This window comes from Nitrospira sp. (genome assembly GCA_035968315.1).
Classification (GTDB): Bacteria; Nitrospirota; Nitrospiria; order Nitrospirales; family Nitrospiraceae; genus Nitrospira_D.
Genome location: JAVYIN010000005.1, coordinates 893,037 through 906,533 on the forward strand (window position 1 = coordinate 893,037; position 13,497 = coordinate 906,533).

12 protein-coding genes are annotated in these 13,497 nt (G+C 59.9%); all 12 read right to left on the reverse strand.

Going from position 1 to position 13,497, the window contains the following annotated elements; translation table 11 throughout:
- Positions 1-26: 26 nt before the first annotated feature.
- The gene (gene glmM / locus RI101_07895; protein ID MEC4889969.1) at positions 27-1,376 is read right to left on the reverse strand and encodes a phosphoglucosamine mutase; all 1,350 of its coding nucleotides are present in this window, start codon (positions 1,374-1,376) and stop codon (positions 27-29) included.
- Positions 1,369-2,241, reverse strand: a complete 873-nt coding sequence (gene folP, locus RI101_07900) for a dihydropteroate synthase (GenBank protein ID MEC4889970.1) — start codon at positions 2,239-2,241, stop codon at positions 1,369-1,371. The genes glmM and folP overlap by 8 nt, the downstream gene beginning before the upstream one ends.
- Before the next feature lie 189 nt (positions 2,242-2,430).
- A complete protein-coding gene (gene ftsH / locus RI101_07905; protein MEC4889971.1) occupies positions 2,431-4,242 on the reverse strand; it encodes an ATP-dependent zinc metalloprotease FtsH in 1,812 nt (603 codons plus the stop codon).
- 106 nt (positions 4,243-4,348) lie between these two features.
- On the reverse strand, positions 4,349-4,888 hold the full coding sequence (hpt, locus tag RI101_07910) for a hypoxanthine phosphoribosyltransferase (protein MEC4889972.1): 540 nt from the start codon (positions 4,886-4,888) through the stop codon (positions 4,349-4,351).
- 1 nt (position 4,889) lies between these two features.
- Positions 4,890-6,368, reverse strand: a complete 1,479-nt coding sequence (gene tilS / locus RI101_07915) for a tRNA lysidine(34) synthetase TilS (protein ID MEC4889973.1) — start codon at positions 6,366-6,368, stop codon at positions 4,890-4,892.
- Positions 6,365-7,312: a bifunctional riboflavin kinase/FAD synthetase gene (locus tag RI101_07920; GenBank protein MEC4889974.1), complete on the reverse strand. Its 948-nt coding sequence runs from the start codon at positions 7,310-7,312 to the stop codon at positions 6,365-6,367. Before RI101_07920 ends, tilS begins: the two co-directional genes overlap by 4 nt.
- Before the next feature lie 7 nt (positions 7,313-7,319).
- Positions 7,320-8,291, reverse strand: a complete 972-nt coding sequence (gene hemB, locus RI101_07925; protein MEC4889975.1) for a porphobilinogen synthase — start codon at positions 8,289-8,291, stop codon at positions 7,320-7,322.
- A gap of 6 nt (positions 8,292-8,297) precedes the next feature.
- Complete coding sequence (locus tag RI101_07930; GenBank protein ID MEC4889976.1) at positions 8,298-8,690, reverse strand: CBS domain-containing protein; 393 nt, start codon at positions 8,688-8,690, stop codon at positions 8,298-8,300.
- A 44-nt stretch (positions 8,691-8,734) separates the two neighbouring features.
- Positions 8,735-10,300: a uroporphyrinogen-III C-methyltransferase gene (cobA, locus tag RI101_07935; GenBank protein ID MEC4889977.1), complete on the reverse strand. Its 1,566-nt coding sequence runs from the start codon at positions 10,298-10,300 to the stop codon at positions 8,735-8,737.
- 1 nt (position 10,301) lies between these two features.
- Positions 10,302-11,249: a hydroxymethylbilane synthase gene (hemC, locus tag RI101_07940; GenBank protein MEC4889978.1), complete on the reverse strand. Its 948-nt coding sequence runs from the start codon at positions 11,247-11,249 to the stop codon at positions 10,302-10,304.
- 39 nt (positions 11,250-11,288) lie between these two features.
- Entirely contained in the window at positions 11,289-12,671 is a 1,383-nt protein-coding gene (gene hemA / locus RI101_07945; GenBank protein ID MEC4889979.1) for a glutamyl-tRNA reductase, read from the reverse strand.
- Between the two features lies 1 nt (position 12,672).
- The gene (ccsA, locus tag RI101_07950) at positions 12,673-13,476 is read right to left on the reverse strand and encodes a cytochrome c biogenesis protein CcsA (protein MEC4889980.1); all 804 of its coding nucleotides are present in this window, start codon (positions 13,474-13,476) and stop codon (positions 12,673-12,675) included.
- Between the last annotated feature and the right edge of the window lie 21 nt (positions 13,477-13,497).

Below are 13,497 nucleotides of genomic sequence, written 5' to 3' on the forward strand. Positions count from 1 at the left end.
CTTCCCGTAGCAAGAAGACAGGAGCGTCAGCAGAGATGTTTGCGCACGAGACGGGCGAGATCCTCCGCCACTTCCTTAATCTCGGCATCCCGTTCACCCTCGACCATGATGCGAAGCAGCGGCTCAGTCCCTGAATAGCGCACCACAATGCGGCCACTCCCATTCAGCCGGCGCTCGTTGTCCCGGATCGCCCGGTCGATATCCGGCACCGACTCCAGATTGGGTTTCTGCTTGACGGTCACATTGAGCAGAATCTGAGGAACCGCCGACATCGCCGACGCCAGCTCCGACAGCGGCTTGCCCGTCCGCTTCATCAGAGAAATCATTTGCAGCGCCGAAATCAGCCCGTCACCGGTCGTATTGTGGTCCAAGAAAATAAAGTGGCCCGATTGCTCGCCGCCAAAATTATACCCATCCGCCAGCATCCGCTCGAGCAGATAGCGGTCCCCCACCGGCGTCCTAAGCAGCGTGATGCCGGCTTTCGCCATCGACAACTCCAGTCCGAAGTTGCTCATGACGGTCCCGACCATGGTCTGCTTGGCCAAGAGCCCGTTGCGGTGCAGGTCGAGCCCCAAGGCGGCCATCACATGGTCGCCATCGATGATCCGCCCTTGCTCGGACACAAAAATCGCCCGGTCGGCATCGCCATCCAGCGCAATCCCGATATCCGCCTGATGGTGGCGCACCGCCTCCTGCAACCGTTCCGGATGCACCGCGCCGCACCCGGCATTGATGTTCATGCCGTTCGGCTCATTCCCGATGACCTCGACCTTGGCTCCAAGCTCGCGCAAGACCTTTGGCGCCAGCTTGTACGCGGCCCCGTTCGCGCAATCGACCACCAGCTTGATGCCTTGAAAATCGAGGTCCTTCGGCAGCGACCGTTTGGCGAACTCGATGTAGCGCCCCTCCGCATCGTCGATGCGAAAGGCCTTGCCGATCAGATCGGCCGTCGGACGGAGGTGGCTGATCTCATTGGAGACGATCAATTCCTCAATGCGCGCCTCCATCTCATCAGGCAGCTTGAACCCATCCTTGGAGAAGAATTTAATGCCGTTGTCCTGATAGGCATTGTGCGAGGCGGAGATGACCACTCCCGCGTCCGCGCGCAAGCTTCTGGTCAGAAAGGCAATGGCCGGCGTGGGCATGGGGCCGACCAGCAGCACATCGACACCCATCGAGCAGATCCCCGCCGTCAGCGCCGACTCCAGCATATACCCAGAAATTCTGGTGTCCTTCCCGATGATGATTTGATGGCGGCCGGCGCGGCGCATAAACAAATGGGCCGCGGCCCGCCCCAACTGCATCGCCATCTCGCTGGTCATCGGCTCAAGATTGGCGACCCCGCGGACACCGTCGGTTCCAAATAATTTACGCATAGTCTTCCTGTCTCAATGGGGCCGCCGATGCCTTCAGCGCAGCGGCCACCTTCACGACGTCCAACATTTCCGCCACATCATGCACCCGGAGAATAGCCGCGCCTCGATCCACGGCCAAGGCCACAGCCGCGGCGGTTCCCCACATTCGCTCCTGCACAGGACGGTCCAGTATCTTTCCGAGAAACGCTTTGCGCGACAGCCCGACGAGAATCGGGAGGTTCAACGCGCTGAATACCGACAACCGATTAAGTAATTCCACATTATGTTCCTGCAGCTTACCAAATCCAATACCCGGATCAAGCACGATCTGGCTTTTGGAAATGCCGGCCTGCTCGGCGGCAATGAGCCGCTCTTTAAAAAATGCGCACACCTCCGTCGCCACATCCTCATACTGCGGCGCCTGCTGCATGCCCTCCGGCATCCCCTGCATATGCATCAGCACCAGGCCGGCCTCCGTCCGGGCGACAATGGATGCCATCTCCGGATCGAACCGCAAGCCCGACACATCGTTCACAATCGACGCACCCGCGTCGATTGCCGCCTGGGCGACCCGCGCCTTCATCGTATCGACTGAAATGGGAATCGCAACCCGTTTGGCCAGACTCGCAACCAGAGGAACGATCCGCTTCAGCTCCACCTCAACATCGACGGGAGAAGCACCGGGCCTCGTAGACTCCGCTCCGAGATCGACAATATCCGCGCCCTGCTCGGCCAGATCCATCGCGTGGGCCAAGGCTTTTTCCGGATCGAGAAACTGTCCGCCATCGGAAAAGGAGTCCGGCGTCACATTGACAATCCCCATAATGAGAGGGCGCGCGCCGATGTGCATGTGCCGTCCTCTCGCCAGCCACACATGGCCTTCCACGATGTTCTCCATTCAATGCCTGACGCCGGTAAATTTGGTTGAGTCTATCCTGAGCAACGCTGCGCCTAGTCAGAGTCCCTGACACAGGAGAAGACCCCAAGAGATCTTCCGCTTGATACTGGATCACACGGTACGGTCACCGCGCTTCAGGTGCCCACCGGTGAAGCGCGGCGACCATTGAGAGAGCACTTAGGCAGGAACGGTCTGCGAAGTCGCTTGCAAGAGAATCTGGTCGATCTCCGGCGCATCGAGCACTTCTTTTTCAAGCAAGGCTTCGGCGAGCGCTTTGAGGCTCGTCATATGCTCGGTCAACAGGCGTTTGGCGCGTTCATAGTTTTCCGTCACCAGCCGGCTGACTTCATGATCAATCTCCAACGCAACCTGGTCGCTGAAATCACGCTTTGTCGCGATTTCACGCCCCAGGAAAATCTCTTCTTCCTTGCGGCCAAACGTCAAGGGACCCAATTTCTCACTCATGCCCCACTCGCACACCATCTTGCGGGCCAAATCGGTGGCCCGCTCAAGATCGTTGCCGGCACCGGTCGTGATGTGATGCAGGACCAGTTCTTCCGCAACCCGCCCGCCCATCAGGATGGCCAGATTGTTATAGAGAAAGTCCTTGGAATAATTGTGACGGTCATCCGTCGGCAATTGCATCGTCACGCCCAAGGCGCGGCCGCGGGGAATAATGGTGACTTTATGAACCGGATCCGTCCCTGGCAACAGCTTCGCCATCAGCGCGTGACCGGCCTCGTGATAGGCCGTCGTCCGCTTTTCCTCGTCGGTGAGCACCAGGCTCTTCCGCTCGGCGCCCATCAAGACCTTATCCTTGGCCATTTCAAAGTCGATCACTTCGACTTCTTTTTTATTCAAACGGGCGGCCCACAAGGCCGCTTCATTCACCAGATTTTCCAGGTCGGCACCGGAGAATCCGGGCGTCCCTCGCGCAATCTTTTCCAGCTCGACATTCGCCGCAACCGGTACTTTCTTCGTGTGCACCTTGAGAATTTCCGTGCGGCCGCGAAGGTCCGGGCGGTTGACCACCACTTGCCGGTCAAACCGGCCAGGACGCAGCAAGGCGGGATCCAGGACGTCAGGCCGGTTGGTTGCCGCGATCAGGATGACGCCTTCCGTCGTGTCGAAACCGTCCATTTCGACCAGGAGCTGGTTCAGCGTCTGCTCGCGCTCATCGTGTCCGCCGCCCAATCCGGCTCCGCGCAGACGCCCGACCGCGTCGATTTCGTCGATAAAGATAATGCAGGGGGCATGTTTCTTCCCCTGCTCGAAGAGATCGCGCACACGTGACGCACCGACCCCCACAAACATTTCGACAAAGTCCGAGCCGCTGATGCTGAAGAAAGGCACACCCGCCTCTCCGGCGATGGCCTTGGCCAGCAAGGTCTTTCCCGTTCCCGGAGGCCCGACAATCAATACGCCTTTTGGAATCCGGCCGCCGAGTTTCTGGAACTTTCTGGGATCCTTCAGAAACTCGATGATCTCCAGCACTTCTTCCTTCGCCTCTTCGACCCCGGCGACGTCCGAAAATGTGACCTTTTTTCGTTCTTCCGTCAGCAACCGGGCGCGGCTCTTGCCGAACGACAGAGCCTTGTTCCCCCCGACTTGCATCTGACGCATGAGGAAAAACCAGAGCCCGAGGAACAGAATAAACGGTCCCCACGTCACCAAGAACGTGATGTACCATGGGCTTTCATCCAGCGGCTTCACCTCAATCTGCACATCCTTCTCGCGCAGGACTTTGACCAGGTCGGGATAATCCGGCGAGAAGGTGCGGATCCTCGTCTTATCCTTCAGCACCGCGCTGATATGGCTCCCCTTGATAATGGCCCGCTCCACGTCGCCCTTATCAATCTTGGCCATGAAATCGCTGAATATCACATCTTCTTCAGGGGCATGTGTCGGGACGCTGAACAGGTTGAACAGCAAAATCATGAACAACCCGACGACCACCCAAAAGAGCAGGTTTTTCACCCTGGAATTCATCCAGATCTCCTTGTGGGAACGTTAAAAAAACGGGCACCACTCGCACAATCGATTGTGGGTGATGTTAACACAGGCCTGTCAAAACTGACAATATCGCGAGAAAAGCCTACGCCTCTTCGTCCACCTGATCCAGCACGGCCAGATAGGGCAGATTCCGGTATTTTTGCTGGTAGTCCAACCCATACCCCACCACATACTTATTAGGAATTTTGAACCCTTCATAGTCGATCTGCACCTCGACCTCCCGGCGCTCCGGCTTGCTCAGGAGCGTACAGACCTTGATCGACCGCGGCTTCTTTTTGGACAGGGTCTTCACGAGATATTGAACGGTCAGGCCGGAATCGACGATATCCTCGACGAGCAGCACATCCTTCCCTTTGATCTCCTCGGTCAGCTCGGTGATGAGCTTTACTTTCCCCGAGGTCTTCGCCTTCGATCCATAACTGGTGACAATGATGAAATCCACCCTGATCGGGATGCGGATCGCCCGGGCCAAATCGGCATAAAAGGCATAGGCCCCCTTGAGCACTCCCACAAGGACCAGATCCTTTCCCGCATAGTCGGCGCTAATCTGCTTCCCCATTTCGCGAATACGGGCACGCATTTGTTCCTGAGTCACAACCGGGCGGCCAAACACACGTTCCATCCTACAGCGCTCCTTCTTTCACCAATGCACCACTCACATGCACGACAAGACAATGCCGCGTTGAAGCCCCCACCCCAAACCGTTCATCCTGCCGATAGCCCAACACGCCGGCAATGCCTTCCCGTGAAACCAGGAGAGGAATCCTGCCCCGAATCGCTTTCGGCACTTTCAGATCGGTGAAGAAATCCTGCACCTTCTTCGAACGGCCCTTCATCCCGGAAGGACAAAACCGATCGCCCTGTTGCCACGAACGAAGCATCAAGGGGTCTGACACGCGATCGGCATCCAGCACCATTGACCAATCCGGCAACGGCTGCAGCTGACGCAATCGTTCGACCGGCACCAGTTGTACCCGAATTTGCTGTCCTGTTCCAGCCCACTGGATATGCGAAGGAACGGCCAGGGAAAGTTCACTCCCGACATCTGCCCCTTCAGCCTGCTTGGGATCATGAGCACGCGGAGCCAGGCGCAGATACCGTCCGGATACCGTCATCACAACCGATGGCAACGATCGCACAGCGGCTGATGGCGTCTTGGCAAGCATCCCCCTCACCGCCTCAACCGCCACGGAGCTGGGTGCCCGATGAAACGGATGGCACCGGCGCAAGGCTTCCCGAAGCAGCCGCCGCTGAATGGCCGGGGGCAACGCCTGCACCAGTCCGCGCTCGACCCAATAGCCGCCCTGCCCGTCTTCTTGAAGCATGGACGATGCCAACCCGGCAACCTGCGTCTCAAGATACCCCTCGTCTTCACGACAGAGATCGGCCATCCGACAGAGGGCATCGACTGCCGAAGGCGCAATCCGATTCATCGCCGGAATCAATTCATGACGGATGCGATTCCGGGTATAGATCGGCTTGGCATTGCTGGAATCCTGCCGATACGACTGCCCCATCCGGACGAGATAGTCCACAATGTTCTGCCGCCGCACATCGTATAAGGGGCGCACAATCAGGCCCTCTCGCACAGCCGGCATCCCCGCCAGCCCCGCAAGACCTGCCCCCCGCAAGAGCCACAACAACACCGTCTCGGCCTGATCGTCAGCCGTATGGCCCAGCACGATACGATCGGCCCCGCACTCCGTGGCCAGCGCCGTCATGGCCTGGTAGCGGCGTGTGCGCGCCTCCGCCTGCAATGAATGCCCCCGGACCTTGGTCCGAACATCCACCGTCTGGCAATGCAGCGGAATCGCGAGCCGCTCGCACAAAGAGACCACAAAGGCCTGATCCTCATCCGACTCTTTCCCCCGCAGCCCATAATTGAAATGGACCGCCGTCAGTCGTAACCGCCATCGTGGCGCGAGCCGATGCAGCAGCGCCAGCAGGGCCACCGAATCCGGCCCCCCCGATACCGCCACGAGAAGGTGCTGGCCGGGTTCAAACAGATGGCGAGACCGGACCGTCTTCACCACCTTATGAAGAAGCGGCGGCCATGGAGTCCGAGCCGCCCGTTGTTCGATCGTCGCCATCGCCGTCATCATCCTGCCTGTCCGACATTGCGGTGCGCCTGCAAGATCGCATTGGCGCGTTCGACATCGATCGCAATCTGCCGGCTGAGCTCGTCCCCGCTCGCGAACTGGACGTCCCCGCGCAATCGCTGGAGAAACCGCACCTCGATGCGTTCTCCATAAAGATCCTGCCGCTCATTGAGCAGATATACTTCCAGCAACCGCTCTCCGGCATCGAACGTCGGCCTGGTCCCAATGTAGGCCACCGAATCGAACCGGCGCTGATTCCAGACCGTCACCGTCGCGTAGACCCCGTCCGGCGGGATCACTCGCTCGGCTGGCAGTCGAAGATTCGCCGTCGGCCACCCCATTTCCTGTCCCCGCCGGGCCCCCGATATGACGATGCCGGCCACCGCATACTGCCGTCCCAACAAGCGCGCCGCCAGATCGACCTGACCGTCTTGCACGAGCTTCCGCACGCGCGTCGAACTGACCACCGATCCGTCAGCGACCACCGGCTCAACCGGATCGACGGCAAAACCGAATCGCTGCCCAAACGCCACAAGGTCCGCAACCGTTCCAGCCCGGCCCTTCCCGAAGGCAAAATGCCGCCCCACGAAAATCTGCCGGATCCCAAGCCCCTGGCTCAACACCTGCCCGGCAAACGCCTCGGCCGAGAGGCTCGCAAAGGCATGGCTGAACTCCAGCAACACGACTTCGTCGATCCCCGCCGCTTCAAAATGCTGGAGTTTTTCTTCCGGGCTCGTCAGAAACTTCAAATCCACATGCGGCGCGAGAATCTTGACCGGGTGCGGGTCGAAAGTCAGCGCCAGGGCCGTGCCATTCATCCGGCGAGCCGTCTCCACCACCGTGCCAAGCAATCGCCGGTGGCCGAGATGGTGCCCGTCGAAATTGCCGATGGTGGCCACCGGGTAGGGCCGCGCCACGCCGTCAGAATATCCGCGCGTCACCTTCATCGCGATCTCAATGAAGCTGCCGGACGGCGTCCTTGGCGAAATAGGTCAGGATCAGATCGGCGCCCGCGCGCTTGATCGACAGCAGCGATTCCATCATGGCCCGGCTGTCGTCCAGCCAGCCTGCGCGGCCCGCCGCTTTGATCATGCTGTACTCACCGCTGACTTGATACGCCGCGATGGGCAGCAGGGTTCTGGTGCGCGCCTTGGCGATGATATCGAGATAGGGCATGGCCGGTTTCACCATGACAATGTCCGCCCCCTCTTCGACATCCAGATCGATCTCACGCAGCGCTTCCCGTCCGTTGGCCGGATCCATCTGATAGGACTGCCGATCGCCGAATTGCGGACTCGAATACGCGGCATCGCGAAAGGGCGCGTAAAAGCAGGAGGAGAATTTGGCCGCATAGGCCATGATAGGGAGTTCGGAAAACCCGGCCTGATCCAGCTCTGCTCGGATGGCCGCCACCCGCCCATCCATCATATCGGACGGGGCCACCATGTCAGCCCCGGCCTCCGCATGGGTTCTGGCCATCGTCCGCAAACAGTCCAGCGTTTCATCGTTGAGAATCTTGCCGTCCTTCACGATCCCGCAATGGCCGTGGTCGGTATATTCGTCGATACAGACGTCCGTGATCACCGCCAGGCCCGGGACATGATCCTTCACCGCCTTGATCGCCCGCTGCACAATGCCATTGGGATCGTAGCCGGAAGTCCCCCGTTCATCCTTCTTGTCGGGAATCCCGAACAAAATGATCGCGGGAATGCCCAGCGCCTTGATCTCAGCGGCTTCCTTGGTCAGCAGATCGATCGAGAGCCGGAACTGGCCCGGCATGGAGGCGATTTCCTCTCTGCGGCCGCGGCCCTCGACCACAAAGAGCGGGTAAATAAAATCGGCGGGGGACAGCGCTGTCTCCCGCACCATTCGCCGCAACGCCTCGTGCTGCCGCAGACGCCTGAGCCGCTGAATCGGAAACGCCATGGGGTCCTACTTTCTCGGAAGATTCGTCAAGAACACGACGAGGTCGCGCACGGAAATGACCCCGACCAATTTCCCATCGCGCGTCACGCCCAAATGGCGCACATGGGCCTGCGCCATGAGATCGTTGGCATCCAGCAGCGTCTTGTTCTCTTCGATCGTCATAATGGGCGCCGACATAATCTGTTCGACCGTCGTCTTCGTGGCGTCAGATCCCGAGGCCACCACCCGGCGCATCATATCGGTATCGGTCAGGATGCCGATAATTTCTTTGTCATTCGTGATGAACAGACTCCCGATCCCATGATCGCGCATAATCCGCGCCGCCGTCTGGGCATCCGTATCCCGGGCCACGGTCACAAACTTCTCTCGAGGAATCATGAACGATTTCACCGGAACCATGCTGTGCTCCTCCCTTTACAATTCATCTATCCACCGACTTCGCATTACGAACGCCCCGTCGCCGTGGCGACCCGGACGCCTCCTCTAAAATACTGTGCCATCACCTCTACCAACGCCGGCATCGTATTCTCTTCCGGCATGATCGCCACCGTCAGCCCCGACTCGCGCGCCGTCTGCGCGGTGATCGGACCGATGCAGGCCACCGCCACCGATTGTAACAGGAGGCGGGCCTGGGCTTCACCCCCCAACAGCTCCATGCAATTGCGCACTGTCGACGAACTCGTAAACGTAATGGCATCGATCTGCCGGTCTTCCAACTGCCGCCGCCAACCCTCCACGGCATCCCGGGGCATCTCGGTTCGATAGACCGGAACGACATCCACCGTGGCTCCGCGGGCACGCAATTCATCGGGCAGCAGCTCCCGGGCGACTTCCGCGCGCGGGATGAGCATGCGACAGCGCGCCAGATCGGTTCCAGCCAATGCGGCCAACAGGCCCTCCGCTTGAAACTCGGCCGGCACCACATCGGCGGTGATCCCATATTTCGCCAGTTCCTCTGCCGTGCGCGGACCGATACAACAGATCCGGCGGCCGGCAAAACTGCGCGCATCACGCCCTTTCCCCCAACACCGCTTCATAAAGCGCGCGACGCCGTTCACGCTCGTCAAGATGACCCATTCATACGTCTCCAGGCGGTCAATCGCCTGATCGACTTGTATCCAGTCTTTGGGATCGACGATCTGAATGGTCGGCGCTTCAACCGGCTCCGCCCCCTGGGCCGCGAGGAGATTCGCCAGCTCCGCAGCCTGCTCTTTCGCCCGCGTCATCAGCACGCGCTTCCCAAAAAGCGGACGGCGTTCGAACCAGTTCAACTGCTCGCGCAACCGCACGACTTCGCCGACCACAATCACCGTCGGCGGTTCCAGATGCGCCCGGGCGGCCTTCTCGGCGATATCCGACAAGGTCCCCACCACCGTGATCTGCGTCGGCCTGGTTCCCCAGCGAATGAGCGCCACCGGCGTTGTGGCAGGACGCCCTTCCGCCATCAGGTTTGCCACGATCGAAGGAAGATTCTTCATCCCCATCAGGAAGACGAGCGTGCCATGACTGCTGGCCAGCTTCGGCCACTCAATCGCCGAGCGTTTCTTGTCCGGATCTTCGTGACCCGTCACAAAGGTCACCGTGGACGCCATCGTCCGATGGGTCACTGGAATGCCGGCATAGGCAGGAGCCGCCACGGCGGCCGTCACACCCGGCACCACTTCAAATGCCACCCCGGCCGCCGCGAGCGCTTCGGCCTCTTCTCCGCCTCGGCCGAACACGAACGGATCGCCGCCCTTCAGCCGCACCACGATGCGGCCCTGCTGCGCCGCCTCAACCAGCCGGCGATTGATTGCATCCTGCGCCTGATACTGTCCTGTTCCCCGCCGCCCCACATACACCCGTTCCGCCTGAACCGGAGCATGAGAGAGCAAGGCAGGATTCGCGAGATAATCGTACACCACGACATCGGCCAGCTCGAGACATTCCTTCCCGCGCAGGGTCAGCAGCTTCGGGTCACCAGGCCCTGCCCCGACCAAATACACGATGCCGTGCCGTGTCTTCTTCACCCTAGGCCGCTCCGTAAATCGCGCGGAGAATGCTGTCCGCCCCCCGCAATAACAACCGCTCTGCCAGCTGTGTGCCCAAGGCCTGGGCCTCGGCGATCCTGCCTCGGATCGCCTCGCGAATAATGGTCTTGCCGTCCACGCTCGCCACCAGCCCCTCCATCTGAATCTCATCACCGGCCAGAGTCGCATAGGCTGCAATCGGCACCTGGCACCCGCCTTCCAATCGATGGAGCAACGCCCGTTCAGCGGTGACCGCCACCCTGGTCGGCGGATGATTGAGCCGGCTCAGAATGTCTCGCACGAAACCATCGTTCGACCGTCCCTCGATGCCCAAGGCCCCTTGGCCGATGGCCGGAAGACTGAGCTGCGGATCCAGGTATTCGGTAATTTCCTGCGTCCAACCCAACCGCCGCAGCCCGGCGGCAGCCAGCACAATGGCGTCGAATTGCCCCTCTTTCAATTTCCTCAAGCGGGTGTCGAGATTCCCGCGCAACATGTCGATCCGCAAATCCGGCCGCGCATGGAGGAACTGCGACTGCCGCCGCAAGCTGCTCGTCCCAACCCGCGCGCCAGACGGCAGATCCTTGAACAGGCGCCCCTCGCGACTGATCAGGGCGTCACGCGCATCCTCGCGCTGCGGCACACAGAGGATCTCCAGCCCTTCCGGCAACTGCGTCGGCACATCTTTCATGCTGTGCACGGCAAAATCGATCTCGCCGTTGAGCAGCGCATCCTCGATTTCCTTTACAAACAGCCCCTTGCCGCCGATTTTCGCCAGCGGCACATCGACGATCTTGTCGCCGGATGTTTGAATGCGCTTCAACGTGACCGTCACCCCTGGGGCCGCTTCCTGCACTCGCGCCTGAAACATTTCGCTCTGCTGCAGCGCCAGCTTGCTCGCTCTCGTTCCCAACACCAATGTGGATCGTTGACCGGTTGATATCGCCACCCTTCATGCCCCCATCGTTATCGTGAACTGACTCTGCGATTAGCTCGTTCGTTTGCGGCTGGCGGTGTGAGACGCGGCCTCTTCGCCCGGCAACTCCTGCGATTGAGGATCCGGCTGGCTTGCGGCCTCACCGCTCCGAGCCTCGGCTGGCGGCTGGCTGTCCAAGCTGTAGAAGCGGCGGGCCGCCTCGACAAACGCCGCCCCGCTCGATGAATTGACTTCGGATTTCAGCGTCACCATCGTATTGTGAATCAGCTTGTTCACGATGGCGGAGGCAAGCCCTTCGACGATCTCGCGATCCTGCGCGGAGAGATGAGCCAGACGGCTCATGGTTTTCTCCACCTCGCTCCGCTTGATGTCGTCGGCCCGATTCTTCAAGGCCACAATCGTCGGCGTGACCTCAAGTGATTTCATCCACTCCAGCACCACGCCGACCTCTTCGACCACCATCCGCTCGGCCTTTTCCGCTTCCTGCAGACGCTCGGCGCGATTCTGCTCGACCCGCTGCTTGAGATCGTCAATATCGAATAAGAAGGCGTTGTCCACATGGCGTACCGCGGGATCGATGTTGCGGGGCACCGAAATATCGATGAGGAACATAGGCCGGTTCCGGCGCACGTTGACGGCCCGCTGCACATCGTCGGCGCTGATCAGATAGTGCGAGGCCCCGGTGGAGACCAGGACGATATCCGCCGACGCCATATCATCCTTGAACTGCTCGAATGGCACCGGAGTCCCGCCAAATTGCTCCGCCAGCTCAACCGCGTGCTGCGGCGTGCGGGTCGTAATCCGAACCTGTCCGACCCCCTGGGCAATGAGATGCTGGGCCGCCAGCTTCGCCATTTCTCCTGCGCCGACCAACAGCACAGTCCGCTGGGCAAGGTCCGAAAAAATCTTCTTGGCCAGTTCGACCGCCGCATAGCTCACCGACACGGCCATCTCGGCGATTTTCGTTTCGGTACGGACGCGCTTGGCCACCGAAATGGCTTTTTTCACGACCTTGTTCATGATCACGCCGGTCGTCTTGTGCGCCAGCGCCACTTCAAACGCGTCTTTCAACTGGCCCAGAATCTGAGACTCGCCGATAATCATCGAATCCAGACTGGCGGCGACTCTGAACAAATGCGCGATAGCCCGATCGCCGGTATGCCAATACAAATGCGGCGTCAGCTGCTCCGAGGACAATGACAGATGGGTATCGGCAAGAAATTCTTGAATCCGCCCGTAGCCGTGATCGATATCGTCCACCACCGAGTAGACTTCAACCCGGTTGCAGGTGGACAACAGCAGCCCTTCCTTCACGCCCTGATAGGTGCACAGGCGGTTCAAGGCTTCGCCGATCCGGCTTTCCGGCACCGCGAGTTTTTCACGAATCTCGACCGGAGCGGTCTTGTGGCTGAGCCCGACGACAATCAGATGCATCTCACGACACCGTCCCGTAGCTCTTGAGCACCACTCCCACCAACGTCAAAATAACTCCGGCAAATCCAATCACGGTCAAATAGGCCGCCCGCTTGGCACGCCAGCCCACCGTCAACCGTCCCAGCAGCACCACGAAATAAAACAGCCATGTGACCAAGGCCCAGGTCTGCTCAGGATTCCAGCTCAGATACGCCCCCTTGGCAAACTCAGCCGAAATCGCGCCAGTGACGATGCCGAGCGTCAGCAGCGGAAACCCCATGACAATGGACTGCTGATTAAGGTGATCCAAAAAATCCAGGGCCGGCAGCTTGGCATACAACACATTGAATCGCTTCGACTTGAGAAGGCGGTCCTGAATGAGATACATCACACCCGCGACGAACGCGATGGCAAAGCCGACAGTCCCTAACATGCTCAGCGTGACATGCAGCCACAACGTCCGAAAGACCGGCTGCAAGGTGGGAACGGTATCCGGCAGCGCGGCGGCGGAAACGAGCGAAACCAGCGCCAGCGGCACGATGAACGATCCCAGCACATGGATGCGATGGCGGAATTCGACGGCCAAAAACACAAGGATCAGCATCCAGGAGAAAAAGGACAGCGCCTCATGGACGCTGGGCGGAGACGGAGCTGAACTCGCGAACATCCGCGCCACTAGCGCAATGGTATGCACCACGAATCCGGCCGCGGTAATCCCAAGCGACACCTTTGACAAGGCCTCAGAGCGTCGGAGAAGATAGGCAAGAAACGAAATGGTGGCAATGAAATAGATCCCCATTGTCACCATGAAGCAGACGACTGCCATATGGGTCTTCCCTCACTCTCG